The organism is Saccharicrinis aurantiacus, from assembly GCF_947489045.1.
Classification (GTDB): domain Bacteria; phylum Bacteroidota; class Bacteroidia; order Bacteroidales; family Marinilabiliaceae; genus Saccharicrinis; species Saccharicrinis aurantiacus.
On record NZ_CANLCN010000019.1, the window covers coordinates 87654 to 105740 of the forward strand.

Annotated in this window: 15 protein-coding genes, 1 tRNA gene and 1 rRNA gene; 5 read left to right on the top strand and 12 right to left on the bottom strand. The window is 33.6% G+C overall.

What is annotated here, in order from left to right:
• Positions 1–21: 21 nt before the first annotated feature.
• The gene (locus tag QMO11_RS18085; protein ID WP_282038987.1) at positions 22–1770 is read left to right on the top strand and encodes a response regulator; all 1749 of its coding nucleotides are present in this window, start codon (positions 22–24) and stop codon (positions 1768–1770) included.
• Positions 1771–1780: 10 nt separating this feature from the next.
• Here QMO11_RS18085 and QMO11_RS18090 read toward each other — a convergent pair whose 3' ends face one another.
• A complete protein-coding gene (locus QMO11_RS18090; RefSeq protein WP_282038988.1) occupies positions 1781–4735 on the bottom strand; it encodes a PEP/pyruvate-binding domain-containing protein in 2955 nt (984 codons plus the stop codon).
• A 119-nt stretch (positions 4736–4854) separates the two neighbouring features.
• On the opposite strand from QMO11_RS18090, the gene cobT reads away from it, so the two are divergent.
• Positions 4855–5913: a nicotinate-nucleotide--dimethylbenzimidazole phosphoribosyltransferase gene (gene cobT, locus QMO11_RS18095; protein WP_282038989.1), complete on the top strand. Its 1059-nt coding sequence runs from the start codon at positions 4855–4857 to the stop codon at positions 5911–5913.
• A gap of 61 nt (positions 5914–5974) precedes the next feature.
• On the opposite strand, the gene QMO11_RS18100 is transcribed toward cobT, so the two are convergent.
• From QMO11_RS18100 to QMO11_RS18135, 8 genes are all read right to left on the bottom strand, one after another.
• Positions 5975–6448: an ExbD/TolR family protein gene (locus tag QMO11_RS18100; protein WP_068471704.1), complete on the bottom strand. Its 474-nt coding sequence runs from the start codon at positions 6446–6448 to the stop codon at positions 5975–5977.
• Positions 6449–6453: 5 nt separating this feature from the next.
• The gene (locus QMO11_RS18105) at positions 6454–7029 is read right to left on the bottom strand and encodes an ExbD/TolR family protein (protein WP_068471703.1); all 576 of its coding nucleotides are present in this window, start codon (positions 7027–7029) and stop codon (positions 6454–6456) included.
• A gap of 9 nt (positions 7030–7038) precedes the next feature.
• Positions 7039–7485: a hypothetical protein gene (locus QMO11_RS18110; protein ID WP_068471702.1), complete on the bottom strand. Its 447-nt coding sequence runs from the start codon at positions 7483–7485 to the stop codon at positions 7039–7041.
• Positions 7486–7492: 7 nt separating this feature from the next.
• The gene (locus QMO11_RS18115; RefSeq protein ID WP_068471701.1) at positions 7493–8311 is read right to left on the bottom strand and encodes a MotA/TolQ/ExbB proton channel family protein; all 819 of its coding nucleotides are present in this window, start codon (positions 8309–8311) and stop codon (positions 7493–7495) included.
• Between the two features lie 148 nt (positions 8312–8459).
• Positions 8460–9485 (bottom strand): asparaginase, encoded by a 1026-nt coding sequence (locus QMO11_RS18120; RefSeq protein WP_282038990.1) that lies wholly within the window; start codon positions 9483–9485, stop codon positions 8460–8462.
• A gap of 49 nt (positions 9486–9534) precedes the next feature.
• On the bottom strand, positions 9535–10308 hold the full coding sequence (locus QMO11_RS18125) for a TatD family hydrolase (RefSeq protein WP_282038991.1): 774 nt from the start codon (positions 10306–10308) through the stop codon (positions 9535–9537).
• A gap of 219 nt (positions 10309–10527) precedes the next feature.
• Complete coding sequence (gene gdhA / locus QMO11_RS18130) at positions 10528–11865, bottom strand: NADP-specific glutamate dehydrogenase (protein ID WP_068471699.1); 1338 nt, start codon at positions 11863–11865, stop codon at positions 10528–10530.
• A gap of 282 nt (positions 11866–12147) precedes the next feature.
• A complete protein-coding gene (locus QMO11_RS18135; RefSeq protein ID WP_282038993.1) occupies positions 12148–13272 on the bottom strand; it encodes an adenylate/guanylate cyclase domain-containing protein in 1125 nt (374 codons plus the stop codon).
• 431 nt (positions 13273–13703) lie between these two features.
• On the opposite strand from QMO11_RS18135, the gene modB reads away from it, so the two are divergent.
• Genes modB through QMO11_RS18150 form a run of 3 tightly spaced genes read left to right on the top strand, consistent with a single transcriptional unit; the run spans position 13704 to position 17208 of the window.
• Complete coding sequence (gene modB / locus QMO11_RS18140) at positions 13704–14384, top strand: molybdate ABC transporter permease subunit (protein WP_282038995.1); 681 nt, start codon at positions 13704–13706, stop codon at positions 14382–14384.
• A gap of 3 nt (positions 14385–14387) precedes the next feature.
• A complete protein-coding gene (gene modC, locus QMO11_RS18145; RefSeq protein ID WP_282038997.1) occupies positions 14388–15479 on the top strand; it encodes a molybdenum ABC transporter ATP-binding protein in 1092 nt (363 codons plus the stop codon).
• A 49-nt stretch (positions 15480–15528) separates the two neighbouring features.
• Positions 15529–17208 carry an RluA family pseudouridine synthase gene (locus tag QMO11_RS18150; RefSeq protein ID WP_282038999.1) on the top strand — a complete coding sequence of 560 codons (1680 nt, stop codon included), beginning with the start codon at positions 15529–15531 and terminating at the stop codon, positions 17206–17208.
• Here the strand turns inward: QMO11_RS18150 and QMO11_RS18155 are convergent.
• The 3 genes from QMO11_RS18155 to rrf all read right to left on the bottom strand — a co-directional run.
• Positions 17205–17657, bottom strand: a complete 453-nt coding sequence (locus QMO11_RS18155) for a hypothetical protein (protein WP_282039000.1) — start codon at positions 17655–17657, stop codon at positions 17205–17207. The genes QMO11_RS18150 and QMO11_RS18155 overlap by 4 nt on opposite strands.
• Before the next feature lie 183 nt (positions 17658–17840).
• Positions 17841–17913: transfer RNA gene (locus QMO11_RS18160), tRNA-Met, on the bottom strand.
• A gap of 102 nt (positions 17914–18015) precedes the next feature.
• Positions 18016–18087 (bottom strand): 5S ribosomal RNA (gene rrf / locus QMO11_RS22000); the annotation flags it as partial.

Sequence of the window (18087 nt, forward strand, 5' to 3'; positions counted from 1 at the left end):
TAACTTAAATACAAAAATACGATGAGATTAATCAACCGATTCTTAATGCACTTTTCTACCGATCAAGATGAAAATATTGAAGTAGAATCGAAAACAAATATACTATTTGCTAACGTTGTTAACTTCTTTTTATTTGTAATCGTTTTTTCTGAAGGAATTGTTTCATTATTGGAAGAGGATTTATTCTTTGCCGGACCATTATTACTATTCAGCATTTTATATGCTACAAACTACTTAGTAATGGGGCGTAGTGGTAAGTCTACCACTTATTACAAAGAGATTTTATTCGCTTTTGTAAGTATTACTTTCATCTTTTTTATCGTCTTTTCTGGTACTTCCGGAATAAATATAATTTGGGTAGGAATATTCCCTTTTATAGTCATTAATTTATTTGGCAGAAAAAAAGGGGCCTATCATTCTTTATTTATTCTAGCATTTATGATTTTAGACTTTACTCTCTTTTCTAAAATAATACCGAATGCAACTCAATACTCCATAAATCTAATGGTGTTATTTTCAATCTATTTCTGTTTTGCATTTATCATAGCGTATACTTTAAAATTTATATATGCAGAGGTAATGCTTTCCAAAGAGCAGGATGTGATTAATACTCAGAACAGCAAAAACTCTAAGGATGAACAAATCTCTAACTTATCAAGACAGATAAGAACCCCATTAAGTAACATTACTGGAATTCTAGACATCCTTGACAAAACAGAATTAACAGAAGATCAGCGAGACTATATTAATACAATTCACGCATCTGCCAATAACCTAGTTAGTGTTGTTACCAACCTTGTGACAGATTCATCGGTTAATATAAACCCAATTCCGGAAGAAAAAATTAGTTTTAACCTCTACTCTACACTTACCAATACTATTAGGATATTTTCAAATAATAACGCCAAACAAAAGTTTAGCCTTTCATTTTCTGCTGATATTCCTAACTCATTAATTGGTAATTCAATTAAAACAAAACAGATATTTTTAAATATCTTAAATAGCATAGCAAAATATAATATTAGTGAAGACCAGACCCTTAAAATTGAGGTAGCAAAAACGAATGGCATGCCTGGTGATATTAATCTGATGTTTAAAATAATTACCCACGGACACATTCCCTTTCCTAAAGAATTTAGTTCAAATGGCTTAATACAAGAACAAGAAATATTTAGGCTAAATAGTACAAAATACATTCAATTCTTAGAGTTGGAATTAACTAAGAAATTAATAGAGCAAGATGGTCATACCTTAATTATAACACCCAAAGTTGATGAAACGTGCATTGAATTTGGTATAACTTTTAAAGAAAATAAATACAGCAGCTCAGTTTTACAAATAAAAAAGAGATTGGACACCGACACGAAGCTGTATAAGGAACCAATAGAAATGAAGAATGCGACACTCCTTCTTGTGGAAGATAATATAAGCAATCAGCAAATTATCCTCCTCTACCTAAAAAATATGGTAAAAAAGATAGAAGTTGCTAACAACGGTAAAGAAGCATTAAATAAATTCGGAAACGCAAAGTTTGATGTAATTCTTATGGATGTGCAAATGCCAATTATGGATGGCTTAAAAGCAACCAGAAAGATTCGTGAGATTGAACAAAGCACCAATAGCCACACCCCAATTATTGCGATAACTGCAAATGCATTTCCTGAGGATAAACAGCGCTGTTTAGATGCTGGAATGGATGACTATATGAGCAAACCATTCCAACCGGATACCTTAATTGAGAAAATTAAATCGAAACTCTCAAACAATTGAAAATTTCGAGCTATTTGGGATATGATATGGCAGCTATTCCTTTTTTTCCATCAATTCTCATTGATATTGGATTTAATACTTGAACATGCCTAATAAATTCATCTTCAAAAACCGCAGGTAGTTCATTCAAATACGACTCATCAAACTTATCTTCATCTTTCCCCAAAGTTAAATACCCAACTCGAAGAGATGTAAGGTTCTGAAAAAAATGTGTCCCTTGACTAGGGTCAACTGCAAAACCATCAAGAGATGTTTCAACAATAACTCTAGCCGCAGATATTTGTGGCCACTTTACAGGAATACCCAACCAAGGATCTTGCGAACCCCATCTTCCCGGTCCGATGAGCAAGTAATTCTTATTCTCTTCTCGTAAAACTTTATTGATTTTTTCGACAGTAGGAACCATATCTATGGTACGAGATGCATCAAACTTAGCAGACTTAACATATACAATATCGCAAACATCGCTAATAACACCATTACCTAGAGCTGAGCTTGAAAACAATAACTCATTGTTGACATCACATGATTCCAAATCCTCTTTTATCGATTCATCATCATCAACAATAGGGCGTATTTGCAAGGGATAAAATGTATGACGACCTCCTTTCGCCTGCAAGTCAACAGCGAACTCAATTTCTACCGGTTGATTCATCTTTTTCTGGCCAAGTTTCATCACTCGCTCAACTACTTCTGCAAGTGGAAAAGCATCATGCTTCAGAATATTAGAAAAGGTCACCAATGGAATTCCTTTTGCATGCAGTCCATCACGAATAATATTATTCTGATAATCATATACTGATCCTAACCATCGTAATGCTCCATCCTCCTTTGCCTTTTTGATATCCAAATGAAGTAAGTTAACAGCGTCATCTGTTGATGGCACAAAACTGGTATTATCCATATCTAAGGCAAAGAATTTCTTTTGCGTTTCACGAATCGTAAACTCAGGCGTAGACAACTGCAGTGACTTTTGTGGGAATTTTGGAGAAAAACGCAAAGAAACACCACCTTCAACTATCTGTTTTCCCAAACCAAGCGCCACATTTACAATACCATCACTCGATTGCTCTGGAGGTATAGGATAAAAATTAACAGACCTAGCAACACCAGATATGGTAGGATAAAATCTATTTCCATGGGTTTGACCTACGACTTCTTGTAGAACAATTCCCATTTTCTCTTCATCAATAATATTCATTGTTGCCTCCATATAAGCCTTACTTGCCTTAAAATAGACAGAAGCATATACACATTTTATGGCATCACCAATTTGTTTCATAACCACCTCCTCCGAATCGGTATTACTCACCATATAGGTAGAATAAATGCCTGCAAAAGGCTGATAATGACTATCCTCCAAAACACTTGAGGAACGTATAGCTATAGGATTTTTAATTACTGTGATAAACTTTTCTAGATATAGTTTAGACATGCTTGGTAACTTAGCCTCTACAAATCTTTTTAGTATTACATCATCTGGTAAATCAGATAATGCAATTTCATAAAGATTATTGTACTCCATGAATAACTCAAAAACATCAGTGCCGATTACAACTGTTCGTGGTATTGAAATATCAACATTATCAAAATACAACTCCTCGCTATGCTTCTTAATCATATTATTAAGAAAAGCCAAACCGCGCGCTTTACCACCTATTGAGCCGTTACCTATACGAGCAAACCTAACATAACTATCATATTTATCAGGATAAAACTTAGCTATTACACCCTTATTTTTGGAAATTCTATAATTGGAAATCGTTTCAATTAAGAACCTTTTTGTCAGCTCAAGAGAATCAAAATCTTCAACCTTTAGGCTTTTAACAACTTCTGCCACTGGAAATAGAGCCCTTGCATTAAGCCATTTAGAAACATGATCACGCTCAAAATGATAACGCAATGAATCATCAGGAATAGTACTTAACTTTTCTTGTAAACTCTTTAGATTACTAACACGTGCGACCTCCTTTAAACTAACCGGGTCAACAAAAACAAAATCTCCAAAAGCTAAATATACTTTCAAAAAATGCTTGAGCTCGTGCAATAAATTCTTCGCATACTTATGCAGAAACCCAACCTTTATCTCTCGTGCAATTAGTCCAATTTCTTTATCTGAAGATTGCAATAAAAACGGCATAAAAGGGTTCTCACGCTTCACCATTTTCGCTAATGCAACACCTGCTTTTTCAAATTTTACTCCCTCTTTATTAAATGAAACATCAGAAATAATGCCTAGAACATTTGACTTATACTTCTCATATAAATTAACTGCCTCTTCATAATCCCTAGCCATTAATATTTTCGGACGCCCACGCATTCTGAGCATCTTTTGGTGTTCATTTAAACCTTCAGTCATAAACTTTTTAGACTGATTAAACACAATCTTGTAAATTGTTGGCAAATAAGAAGAATAAAATCGTACAGAATCCTCAACAAGAATAATACATTGTACACCAATTTGATTTACATCATGATCTGCATTCATTTCATCCTCGATGAGCTTAATAATAGCCAAAAGGATGTCGGCATTACCAAGCCAACAAAAAATATAATCGATCGCACTGGTATCTTCTCGGCTAAGGGTTAGTGTAACTTCACGGGAAAAAGGAGTTAATACTACAATAGGAATATCCTCATACCGACTCTTAATAGTTTGCGTTAAAATAAAAGGATCCATCCCGCCAATACTTAACATCGATATAATTAAATCAATGGAATGAGTTTCTAAATGCTTTAAAGCCTCCTCAGAAGAGCTTACTCTAATAAACTTTGGTGGATATCTAAGATTTAACGATACATACTCATTAAATATTTGTTCTTCTATTCTACCATCCTCTTCCAATAAGAAAGCATCATAACTACTGCATATTAATAATACAGTTTGAATCCGATTCTGCATCAGGTTGCTAAAAGCCGTTTCTGCAAAAAAACCTAATGGTTGAACTTTATTATCGCTTTCCATATATTATTCAGTTGATATTTATCAAAAATACTAATTTTATGAGCTGAATAAAATGGTATTAATCACATCTCCAGTCAAAACATATTTATAATAGAACGAATAAGCTTAAATTAAGAATCATGATAAACTTCAAAATAGATCCTATTTGTACAGATCTCGATGATAAGATAAAGTACAAGATTGATCACAAAACTAAACCACTTGGTTCATTAGGTAAACTCGAAAAAATAGCTTTTCAAGTTGCTAAAATACAAAAGACACTTCAACCAAAACTAAGCAAACCTCATATTGTAGTTGTTGGTTCAGACCATAATATTTGTGAGGAAGGTGTTAGTCCTTGTCCCCAAGAAATCACATGGCAACAAATGATTAATTTTTCACAAGGCGGCGGTGGTATAGGACTTTTAGCTAAACAATACAATATAGAGTTAAGTATTGTAGATGCTGGGGTAGATTATGATTTTAACGAATCAACTTCAATAATAAATGCTAAAGTAAAAAAAGGGTCAGGCAACTTCCTGAAAGGGTCAGCTATGACAAGAAAAGAATGCATTCAGGCAATAGAAAATGGAGCTAAAATAGTTGCTGATATTCACAAAAAAGGATGCAATGTAATTGCTTTTGGTGAAATGGGTATTGGAAATACATCACCTGCATCAATACTTTTAAGTTTATATGCTGATATTCCACTTAAAGAATGTGTTGGTGCAGGAAGTGGGCTAAACACAGATGGCATAAAACACAAATTTAAAGTACTAAACACTGCCATAGAGAATAATCTAACTTCAAATGACCCTATTGATATTCTAAGCCAATTTGGTGGACTCGAGATTGCCACTATAACAGGCGGTATGTTAAAGGCTGCGGAGCTTAATATGCTAATTATCAATGATGGTTTTATTATAACCTCAGCCTTACTAGCTGCACATGCGATCAATAATAATGTAATTGATTATGTAATTCATTCACACGAATCAAAAGAAGGCGGTCATAGTTTAATGATAAACTTTCTAAAAGGAAATCCAATACTTGACCTTGATTTAAGGTTAGGTGAAGGCACAGGTGCGGCATTGGCGTATCCAATAATTGAAGGTGCAATTGCCATGATAAATGACATGACTAGTTTTGAAGAGGCTGATATTACAGATACAACGGAACACGGGGAAAGCGTATTATAAAATATAGAGCACAAAAAAAGGGATTCTTACGAATCCCTTTTTTATATGTCATAATTAACTATTAATTATACTCAACTTTTTGTCGAGCTGAATAGTTAATTTTTAAAGCTTGTGCCTTACGCAGTGCCTGTTTAATTTCAGTAATAATACCCATTGGACAATCATAATCCGCTTTGATTGAGGTAGTCATCTTTGGACGATCATTCTCTTTCATAGCATCACGCTCTTGTGCAATGTAACTTTGAATATCTGCCACAGTTGCAAACTGATCATTCAGTTGTACTCTAGGCTCAGTACCATACATCGATTGGTATTGCTTTGTAGGCACACCAACATAAATGTAAGTTACCAAACTCTTTTTTTCCAACTTAGCTAACTCAGTTGCTTCTGGAGCTTGTATACTAACTTTTAAAGTTACCTCTTTCATAGTTGTTGAAACCATGAAAAAGAAAAGTAGCATAAATACGATATCAGGCAAAGAAGCTGTGTTGATCGCTTGTTGCTCTCCACTTTTTTTCTTTCTAAACTTTGCCATACCAATTAATTTTTACCAATATTTTTAGGTTCTGCCTCAGAAATTCTTTGTGGATAGATTTTTCTAATTGCCTTTTGTTCCTCATCTTCGATGTCGGCATAATCTTTCCTGAATTTTCTTCGAGCTAACTCATTTCTCAACTCACTATATGCTCTCTGAAGTTCATTTTGAACCATTAGATATTTTGCATATTGAGTTCCGTTATCATTTTGCAACGAGATAATTCCTTTTGAAACTTCATATAAGCCGAAATAATCAATTTCTACCTGATTAAACTCTGGTAATTTTTCATCTCGACCCTCATTCAAAATAAATTCCTTCGTAGCATCCTTGAGTTCTTCAACTCGCATGGGTTTCCCTTCTACTAGAAGTTGATTTTTACTATTCAAAAGAACCGTAAAAACGTTTCTTTCTTTAATAGGAGGAGTATCTGTTTCCTCTTGCTCCACTGGAGGAGGAAGACGTCGTGATAAACCTGAATCGGTATCCATGGTAGTTGTAACAAGGAAGAATATGAGTAGAAGGAATGCAATATCGGCCATTGACCCGGCATTCACTTCTGGTACAGATCTTTTTCCCATAATTAACTACTATTTAACCATTTTTGAAACCTCAGCTACAATGATAGATACAATTACACCCCCTAAAAGGATATATGTACTATACATAAAACCACCAGTCATTTTTAACATTGAAGGTACATTATCTGTTCCTTCATATCCACCAAGCTGTAATGCAGTATCATCAGCTAAGCTGTATGATACTAATGCAATAACTGCTAATATCGCAATAGAAATTAAACTACGTGCAGCATTTTTTGGACTTACTATAACATGATACACTTCAAATAATAAAGTTAGGACTGCAGCACCTGCTGCTAAAAACTTAGCCCAATTCAAAAAATTATCAGTATAAACAGGAGTATAGTATGTTTCTCCTACAACTTCGCCACCCGTAAAGAGCATAACAACGAAAACAGCAGAAACAGCAATTAGCGCAAATAGTATATAAGTTATTATTTTTGCAAGTTTACTCATGTTTAACTTATTTTTTCATGTTGTACTTTAATAAAATATCTAATAAAGAGATAGAAGCATCTTCCATATTATTTACAATACCATCAATTTTAGAAACGATGTAGTTGTAAAAAATTTGAAGAATCATTGCAACGATCAAACCTGTTACAGTTGTAATAAGTGCAACTTTAATACCTCCTGCTACTGCTGTTGCAGAAACATCACCCATAGATTGGATTTTATCGAACGCGTCAATCATACCAATTACCGTACCCATAAATCCTAACATAGGAGCAAGAGCGATAAATAATGAAATCCAAGTAAGATTTTTCTCTAAAAGACCCATTTGAACAGATCCGTAAGAAACAACTGACTTTTCAACAACATCGATACCTTCGTCGAAACGATCTAAACCTTGGTAAAAGATAGATGCAACAGGGCCACGTGTGTTACGACATACCTCTTTTGCAGCTTCTACACCGCCTTCATTTAAAGCGTCTTCAATGTTTTGAAGAAGTTTCTTAGTGTTTGTAGATGCAAGATTTAGGTAAATAATACGCTCAATACAAAGCGCTAAACCAAAAATCAATGCTAATACTACAAAACTCATAAAACCAGCACCACCCTCGATGAATTTCGCTTTAATTTGTTTGTGAATACCCTTAGGCGCTTCAGCTTCTACCTCAGTAGCAGCTTCTTCAGCAACCTCTTCAACTGCTACCTCTTCAGTAGCTCCTTCTTCAGCAACAGTTTCTACTTCTGCCCCAGTTTCATCTTGAGCATAAATTGTTGATGCACCTAATGTTAGCATCCCGAAAACTGCAAAAAACGCAAATAGCTTTTTCATAGTCTGTAAAAAATTTTTGTTTGTATTAGTTTGTTAATACTGTAGTTTAATGCTATAAATCCCTTCTTATTCGCAATAAACAAGTTAATAATTGAAATCCTGAATTTTTCAGATGCGCAAAATACAAAAAAATCGGCAAATACAAAGCCTAAATATATATTTCGCCTTTTAATGATTTATTTAACTTTACTTTAATTTCTTCTTTACTTTCACAATTACCTAGCAAATACATCAATTTTGTAATAGCACTCTCTGTGGTGATGTCATAGCCGCTAAATACTCCTGCCTCTAATAAATGAACACCTGTTTCATATCTCGACATTTCTACGTGACCAGCTAAACATTGTGTTACATTTAGAACTATTAATCCGTTTTGGACAGCTTTTTCAATAGCTTCTAAAAACCACTTCTTAGTAGGTGCATTGCCAGATCCAAATGTCTCAAGAACAACTGCTTCTAGACCAGGAGCATTTAAAACTGCTTCTAAAAAACTCCTGTCCATACCAGGAAATACCTTTAACAACCCAACATTAGTATTCATTTTTTTAGCCACAAAAAATTCACCTTTTTCTTCAGAATTAAGAATATAAGGATGATTATATTTTATGTGTATTCCAACTTCAGCAAGAGGTGGGTAATTATCAGACCTAAAAGCTCTAAAGTGCTCTGCATTATATTTGGTAGTTCTATTTGCTCTAAATAGCTTATCTTGAAAAAAGATACATACCTCAGGTACCATCGGTAATCCATCCTGATAAGTTGAGGCGATATCTAAAGCCGTAATTAGATTCTCTTTCCCATCAGTACGAAGGGTTCCCATTGGTAACTGACTCCCCGTAAAAACAATAGGTTTTCGAAGGTTAAATGCCATAAAACTAAGCGCACTTGCCGTATATGCCATCGTATCTGTTCCGTGCAATACAACAAAACCATCATATAGATCATAGTTTTCTTCTAATAAAACACCAATTTTCCCCCATACCTCAGGGTTCATATCAGAAGAGTCTATTATGGGATTAAACGTTGTAGAATCGACAACAAAATCAAATCGTTTTAATTCAGGAACCTTCTCTTCTATTAACTCAAAGTCAAACGGCACCAAAGAGTTTGTTTCAGGATCGTTAACCATCCCAATTGTTCCACCTGTATATATAATTAGTACTCTCCTCTTCACTTATCTAGGGTATTTAAAATTGATAATAGAATTCTACTTTGTAAAATTGTTATGCTGGCAAAGCAAATAAAGCTCTTGCATTTTGTGTTGTAATCGTTGCAACTTCTTGGGTGGATACATCAAATATCTCTCCAACTTTTTTTGCAACTAAACTGATATGCTTAGGTTCATTTCTTTTTCCTCTGTATGGAGTCGGTGTGAGATATGGCGCATCAGTCTCCAATACTAAGTCGTTTAATGATAATTGCTCTACTACTTTATCTAATCCAGAATTTTTAAAGGTAACCACTCCATTGATCGCCAACTTAAATCCATCGTAACTGAGCGCTTTAATTGCCTGATCATAATTACCTGTAAAGCTATGGAAGACTCCTTTGATATCACTCACTCCCATATCATCCATAACTTGAAAAACTTCGTCAAAAGCATCACGAGCATGTATCACTATCGGTAAATCAAATTCTTTAGCCCAAGTAATCTGTTGCTTAAATGCATCTATTTGTTGATTAACAAAAGTTTTATCCCAATATAAATCAATACCAATTTCTCCAACTGCAATATATTTATGTTGAGAAAGAGCTTTATACATTTCATCTAGCTGCAACTGATAATCTTTATTTACAGATGTAGGGTGAAGACCCATCATTGAAAAACAATTATTAGGATACTTAGCCTCTATTTGAAGCATGGGTTCAATTGAAGCTACATCAACATTCGGCATTAAAATAACTTGAGTTTCGCTTTCAAAAGCTCTTTGGATCATTGCATCTCTATCTTCATCAAATTGTTCTGAATAGATATGTGAATGCGTATCAATAATCATAATAGTAGTAATTTACTTTAAATTCTTTGTATAATAATTAGTATTAGAATCTTTACAATAGAATAACCAACAACAGCACTGAACTGTTTAAAGACAGACATACTAACCTAATTTGCAAAATTATTAATTATTCTAACATTATTGTATATCCTAACTATTATAACAAAGCCTCGAAGAGAGTTTCTTCGAGGCTATTTATATTTCAAAAGATTTATGCCTTTATACTATTCCTTGTGCCATCATCGCATCGGCTACTTTTACAAAACCACCAATATTAGCACCTTTTATATAATTTACCGAACCATCAAATCCAGTTCCATACTCAACGCAAACCTTATGAATATTAGTCATAATTTGATTGAGTTTTTGATCAACTTCTTCTTCACTCCAATTAATTCGCATACTATTCTGGCTCATTTCCAATCCTGAAACAGCAACTCCTCCGGCATTAACTGCTTTTCCTGGAGCAAAGCTAATTTTCTCTGATGCTAAAAAAGCAGCTTCAGCTGTACAACCCATATTTGAAGCCTCAGCAATTAAAGTACAACCATTGGCAATTAACAATTCACAATCCTCTTTATTGAGTTCGTTCTGAATAGCGCATGGAATTGCAATATCTACTTTTTGATCCCAAGGTTTCTTGCCTTCAAAAAACTCAACGCCAAATTGATCTGCATATGGTTTAATAATATCTTGGTTTGAAGCTCTAAGCTCCAATAGGAAATCAATTTTATCTCCACTTACACCTTCAGCATCATAAATATATCCATCTGGTCCTGATAATGTAACCACTTTTGCTCCTAGCTCTACAGCTTTTGTAGCCGCGCCCCAAGCAACATTACCAAACCCAGATAAAGCTACAGTTTTACCTTTTAAAGAATCATCCTTTTCTGCCAACATCTCGCGCACAAAATAAATGGCTCCATAACCAGTAGCCTCAGGTCTAATCAGACTTCCGCCATATTCTATTCCTTTACCAGTTAATACGCCAGTAAATTCGTTACGTAATTTTTTGTATTGCCCAAACAGATAACCAATTTCTCTACCTCCAACACCAATATCTCCGGCAGGCACATCAGTATTTGGTCCTATATGACGATACAACTCGCTCATAAAGGCTTGACAGAAGCGCATAATTTCAAAATCAGTTTTACCTTTTGGGTTAAAATCAGATCCTCCTTTTCCACCACCCATTGGGAGACTCGTAAGACTATTTTTAAAGGTTTGCTCGAAGCCTAAAAACTTTAATCCACTTAAAGTAACACTTGGGTGAAAACGTAAACCTCCTTTATAGGGGCCAATTGCGCTATTGAACTCAACTCTAAAGCCTCTGTTTACATGAACTTCGCCATTATCATCAACCCATGGAACACGAAACATGATTACACGTTCAGGCTCTGTCATTCGTTCAAGAATTTTGGCCTTTTTATAATGAGGGTTTTCTTGATAAAAATCCCAGACTGTTTCAACTACTTCTTCTACTGCTTGTAAAAATTCATCTTCGCCAGGGTTCTTCATCCTAACACCATCCATGAACTCCTTTATTTGTGCCTCCATGATAGTTATATTTTAAGTTTTATTTAATCAAAAATAGATATTAAAGATTATCGAAATCATGACATATAACAAGGTATACGAAATAATAGAAGCTTTAAAAACCTTATTTATATTTTTATCCTAAAGTTAAAAAATGAAGCTATAAGTAATTATGTATTACTTTTTAATTTTAGTAATTAAATACTATGCTATTAATAACAATAGCTATTGTTTTGTATCGATATTTCTGATTTATGAAAGTAAGGAGGATTAGTTAGTTTATACACATATAGAAAAATAATATTAAAAAATATTATATGATACGTTATCATGGGCAAAATCAATTAAATCAATCTGAGACTGTCTATAATCATCTATAATATTATAAACATTCATACTCCCAACTCCTTTCATTTCAACGTTTCCTTTTAAACTGCAATTAAAATGTTTGTATACTCCATAATACGTACTCTCACTAATTGCAATTCGCATAGGTAAGCATTGACCTTGCAGCCTAGCAGCAACATTTACACTATCTCCGAAAATATCAAATAAAAAGTTTTCATGGCCAATTAAACTTCCAATTATGCTTCCACTATTAACTCCCACAGTTAAATCCCACTCTATATTTTTAGTCTTATTTCTTTGGGCAATAAATCTTCTGAATTCTATTGCAGCATTTACAAGGTTCTTCGCATGATCATCGTCTTCAATGGGTAAACCTGCAACTGCTAAGTATGCATCACCAATTGTTTTTATTCTGGTACAATTATTATTGGCAACTATTCTATCAAAAGCTGAAAAAATATCATTTAGCTCATCAATTAACCTTTTTGGCGACATCTTATTGGTTTTTTGAGTAAAACCAACTAAGTCGGCAAACATAACTGAGGCATGTTTATATCGCTTGGGTTTTATTTGTCCTGAGTCCTTAATCTCATTTATGACCTGAGAAGGAATAACTCCTCGGAGTATTTTTTCAACTTTTTCTCTTTCAATTACGAGCTCCTGAGATTTTTGTTTGAGGGCTTCAAAGGCAGAATTTAATGCCAGAACAGATCTGACACGAGCTATCAATTCAACAGAATCAATTGGTTTCCTAATATAATCGACAGCACCAGTTTCAAGAGCTACCTTAACATTATCGGATTCAGTAAAACCTGAAAGTATAACAACCGGGATATCTTTTGTTCTTGCATTCTTTTTAAGAATCCCGAGAGCCTCTATTCCATTCATAACAGGCATTTCCCAATCCATTAATATAAGGTCTGGTTGTTCTACCAATGCAAGCTTGCATGCTTCCCTACCATTACTAGCACGTACATAATCAAAATTTTGCTCAAATTCATCGAGGTGAATCATAATTACGTCTAAAATGACATCCATGTCATCTACTAAAAGTAATTTTTTACGCTTTGTTTGATGCATAAGCTTATATTAAGGGATTAAATTGGTCGTATTAATATGAGCTCTTATAAATTTAACTTTTATTAATACAATTATTTATACTTATTACAGCTTACGAATGTTAAAACTTAGTGATTAACTATAGCTATTATTACATGAACAAATGGATTCATTCAACGAGACGATGATATGTACAAATTAAATCATAACATTGACTACTAATATAGTTAACAGACAGTACTTAAAATGTATTTCCAATATATATTAAATTACAATTATGTAGTAAATGCCCTTGAATGAAAATCCGCTATTATTTTTCTTATAAAAACGAAATTAATATAAGTGCTATTAATGATTATAAATGAGTTTTTTAGTAGATCTGCTTTTTGGTTATTACATTCTTTAAATATTTATGGCATCACTTTAGTGATAAATTGAAAAACAACCTAAATATGACATCAAACGATTATTTATCTATTTGGTTATCATTAAAAGTAGCCCTTTATACCTCTATAATAGCATTGCCAATTGCGATTATAATAGGGTATTTTTTGGCACGCAGAAACTTTAAAGGCAAATCAATTATTGAAGCAATTCTTCACTTGCCAATGGTAATGCCACCTGTAACAACTGGTTATTTGCTATTGATCCTATTAGGGTCAAATAGTTTGTTAGGAACATTCCTTAAAAATACATTTGACATAAAAATAGCATTTACATTTGAAGCGGCTGTAATTGCTAGTGCTATTGTTTCTTTTCCATTAATCATGAGATCTGTAAAGGTAGCCATGGAAATGGTAGACCCAAACCTAGAACAGGCATCTAAAACACTAGGTGCATCACCTTTACAAACTTTCGTTTATATAACCTTACCATTAGCTACACCCGGAATACTTGGAGGATTTGTTCTAGCATTTGCCAGAAGCTTAGGTGAATTTGGAGCTACAATAACTTTTGCAGGAAATATTGCTGGTGAAACAAGAACATTACCTCTTGCAATATATGCAAAGATGCAGGTTCCTGGACAAGAACATGAGACATTCTATTTAGTCGGGATTTCAGTAATAATATCTTTTGCTGCTATAATTGGCTCGGAATATTTCTATCAGAAAAAGAAAAACCTAACAAAATAAACGATGCAGAGTTTAGAAATTGACATATCCTTAAAAGTTGGCACATTTGATTTTAAGATGAAAAATAGTTTCCCACCCGGAATCACAGGCATATTTGGTAAAAGTGGTGCGGGGAAAACAACTTTATTGCAATGCATCAGTGGGGTTGGACTGAAATATGAAGGTGAAATAAAAGTTGGGAATCGCTTTCTTTCTTCCTCTAACAAAAAGATTTTTGTTCCAACTCATAAACGCAGGGTAGCATATGTTTTTCAAGAGGGAAGACTATTTCCTCACCTTAACGTTAAAAAGAACCTTTTATACGGACAAAGATTTACTAGCAACGCCAACTCTAAATTAAACTACGAGGAAATAATTAGTCTATTAGAATTAAGAGATTTACAAGATCACTTACCTAAAAATATTTCAGGAGGACAAAGACAACGCGTAGCTCTAGGAAGAGCATTGCTCACAAATCCTGAAGTGTTATTACTTGACGAACCCTTTAGTGCGTTAGATCAACAGCTTAGAATACAAATAATTCCATACATAGCTACTGCTGCAAAAAAACTACAAATTCCAATTCTACTGGTAAGTCACGATCTTCCTGACATCCTCAAACTAACCAATAGATTATGCATTATTGAAAATGGGAAGATAACTTCTTCGGATAGTTTACAAAATATCATACAAAACAAACACTTAAAAAACTTATTCCCTGGAGTTATAAATATTATAGATTTGCAAGTAAAATCAATAGAGAATGAACAAGGAATTATCCAGTTAAATGGCATGAACAATGGCAATAAAATTAACATACTATTTGAGCCAAATAAGCATAACTATAACCTAAACGATCAGGTTAGAGTATTTCTTAAACCAGATGATATTGTTATAGCGACAGAAACTGTTAAAAACACATCGTTCAGGAATCAAATTAAAGGAATTGTAACAAATATTTATGAAGATGCCCCTCGAACATTATGCTTAGTAGATTGCGGCTTCCCTCTAATTTGTGAAGTAAGTAAAGCATCTCTCGGAATTTTATCAATCCAAACTGGTACAAACGTTTATTGTCTGTTTAAAACACTTTCTTTAGATTCTATAAAGCTCTAGTTAATTAGCTAAAGCTTTGTATTTTTGCATCTCTAGTTTCAAACATCATATGCAAGAATCATTGTTTACAACATTCAAAACACCAATATCAAATATAGAGTTACCTTGTAACTTTACATTTCCCTTTAATTACGAACCGCATCTTTTAGCAGAGATAGCAGCTCAAGAGTTACAAGAGCATTTACTATCCCAGAATGACTGGCAACATGATTTTGGAATTCAAGAAAGAGTTAATAAAAGCAATGTAGGAAAGATGTTTGGTGTTTTGGTGGTAAAAAACCAAAATGGACAACTTGGTTATTTATCTGCATTTTCGGGCAAGCTAGCTGGCAAAAATCAACTCCCTCATTTCGTTCCCCCGATATTTGACCTTCAAAAAGAAGGTAGTTTCTTTAGAGTTGGTGAAGATGAACTTAGCCTAATTAATGAAACCATTAAAAACTTAGAAGAAGCGCCTGGATATATTCAGATAAAAGAAAAGTTATTTAACCAAAAAAGTAATGCAGAGTCTCAACTTCAGTCATTTAGGCAAGAGATGAAACTTGCTAAGAAAGTACGTAAACAAAAAAGACAGGATGCCCAGGCTCATTTATCTGAAGAGCAATTTGAAATATTAAAAGAAAAACTAAAAAACGAAAGTTTAAAACATCAATACGATTATAAAGTACTAAATAAGAAACTTAGTGATGAGTTACAACTTATTGAAGTTGAACTTAAGAAACTTGAAAATGAGATTGATACTTTAAAAAGTAAACGAAAAGAAAAATCAGCAGATTTACAACAACAATTATTCAATCAATACCTATTTTTAAATATCAAAGGTCAGAAGCTATCCGTAGCAGAGATATTCAAAAATACACCACAAAAGGTTCCTCCTGCAGGAGCAGGAGAGTGTGCTGCTCCAAAACTATTGCAATACGCATTCAAAAATCAGCTTCAACCAATATGTATGTGTGAATTTTGGTGGGGACAATCTCCTAGTTCAAAAATTCGAAAGCACAAATATTACTACCCTTCGTGTAAAAGTAAGTGTAAACCCATATTAGGACATATGCTTGAAGGGATTGAGTTAGATATTAATCCTCTATTACTTATTCCAAAGCATACTGAAGATCTAGAAGTTATTTATGATGATGATGATATTGTAGTGGTTAATAAACCCGAAAACTTATTATCTGTTCCAGGGAAAACAGAAAACGACTGTGTTGCAAACAGAATAATTAAAATGTATCCTACAATCACAGGCCCTGTGATAATACACAGGTTAGATATGTCAACATCTGGTTTGTTAATAATTGCAAAAAACAAAGATGCTCATGAGCATATACAGAAACAGTTTTTAGATAGAAGCATAAAAAAAAGATACGTAGCACTACTAGATGGTGTAATAGAACAATCTTGCGGTTATATTAAACTGCCGTTAAGAGTTGATTTAGACAATAGGCCGCATCAATTAGTTTGCTATGAGTATGGAAAGCCTGCTGTTACAAAATGGGAAGTTATCGGTATAGAAGAAGATAAAACGCGTATTTATTTTTATCCATTAACAGGTAGAACCCATCAATTAAGAGTTCATGCTGCACATTCTAATGGATTAAATACTCCAATTATAGGTGATGATTTATACGGAACTCGCAGTAAACGATTATGCCTACACGCCGAATATATAAAGTTCAAGCATCCCCGAACACAAAAAACAATCACCCTTCAGGTAGATCCAAATTTTTAATTAACAGGATCTATCAATAATAGAAGATATTTTTCACCTCTAAAAACAAATGTTCTAGTCGAGTAAACTAATTCGATCTGCTTAGTAGTTCTATCATCAGAATATACCTCTTTAGCGATCCTTTTTCTATGTGTGGGCTTATTTTCTAAATACGAATTTATTGCACTTAATCTCAACTCACAATTACCACAACTAGCATTATTACCACATCCCTTATGTCTATCTATATTTGACAAACACCCTAAAGCTTTCCCACAATCAACATATTTTAAATCCTTATGTTTGCTATATGGAAAAACAGTTTTGATAGTTTCATTAAAAGCAACCAATTCCATTTTACTATTTAACAACATAACCACTGTAGTAATATTATCTAAAACTAAGTTTAGAAATTCAGAAGAGTCTTTTAGAAAATTAAAGGTAACATTAGTAGAGGTGAGAGAATTCATAATTTTAATATTTTGAGTTAAGTTAATCAGAGTTATATTAAAGATAATCCAAAAAACTAAAACTATCAAAATTAGAATCTACTTATATCCACACTAGCAATATAAACTTAGCTCTATAGATCATTGTAACCATTTTAACAAAACAAAAAAAGCCGAAAGAACTTAATCTTTCGGCTTTCTGAGTAGCGGGAACCAGACTCGAACTGATGACCTTTGGGTTATGAGCCCAACGAGCTACCAACTGCTCCATCCCGCAATATATCTTTGTATTATTACAATCTCTTTTTACGAGTCCTTTGACTCACCTTTGTTTTATAAAAAGAGCAACTACAAATAAATGCAATTGCTCTTTTTTAAAGGTCGGCGGCGACCTACTCTCCCACATTTCTGCAGTACCATCGGCGCTATAGGGCTTAACTTCTCTGTTCGG

Excerpts from the sequence above, each read along its gene's own strand:
- QMO11_RS18085 (WP_282038987.1), top strand. The coding sequence starts at position 22 with ATGAGATTAATCAACCGATTCTTAATGCACTTTTCTACCGATCAAGAT.
- QMO11_RS18090 (WP_282038988.1), bottom strand. The coding sequence starts at position 4,735 with ATGGAAAGCGATAATAAAGTTCAACCATTAGGTTTTTTTGCAGAAACG.
- cobT (WP_282038989.1), top strand. The coding sequence starts at position 4,855 with ATGATAAACTTCAAAATAGATCCTATTTGTACAGATCTCGATGATAAG.
- QMO11_RS18100 (WP_068471704.1), bottom strand. The coding sequence starts at position 6,448 with ATGGCAAAGTTTAGAAAGAAAAAAAGTGGAGAGCAACAAGCGATCAAC.
- QMO11_RS18105 (WP_068471703.1), bottom strand. The coding sequence starts at position 7,029 with ATGGGAAAAAGATCTGTACCAGAAGTGAATGCCGGGTCAATGGCCGAT.
- QMO11_RS18110 (WP_068471702.1), bottom strand. The coding sequence starts at position 7,485 with ATGAGTAAACTTGCAAAAATAATAACTTATATACTATTTGCGCTAATT.
- QMO11_RS18115 (WP_068471701.1), bottom strand. The coding sequence starts at position 8,311 with ATGAAAAAGCTATTTGCGTTTTTTGCAGTTTTCGGGATGCTAACATTA.
- QMO11_RS18125 (WP_282038991.1), bottom strand. The coding sequence starts at position 10,308 with ATGATTATTGATACGCATTCACATATCTATTCAGAACAATTTGATGAA.
- gdhA (WP_068471699.1), bottom strand. The coding sequence starts at position 11,865 with ATGGAGGCACAAATAAAGGAGTTCATGGATGGTGTTAGGATGAAGAAC.
- QMO11_RS18135 (WP_282038993.1), bottom strand. The coding sequence starts at position 13,272 with ATGCATCAAACAAAGCGTAAAAAATTACTTTTAGTAGATGACATGGAT.
- modB (WP_282038995.1), top strand. The coding sequence starts at position 13,704 with ATGACATCAAACGATTATTTATCTATTTGGTTATCATTAAAAGTAGCC.
- modC (WP_282038997.1), top strand. The coding sequence starts at position 14,388 with ATGCAGAGTTTAGAAATTGACATATCCTTAAAAGTTGGCACATTTGAT.
- QMO11_RS18150 (WP_282038999.1), top strand. The coding sequence starts at position 15,529 with ATGCAAGAATCATTGTTTACAACATTCAAAACACCAATATCAAATATA.
- QMO11_RS18155 (WP_282039000.1), bottom strand. The coding sequence starts at position 17,657 with ATGAATTCTCTCACCTCTACTAATGTTACCTTTAATTTTCTAAAAGAC.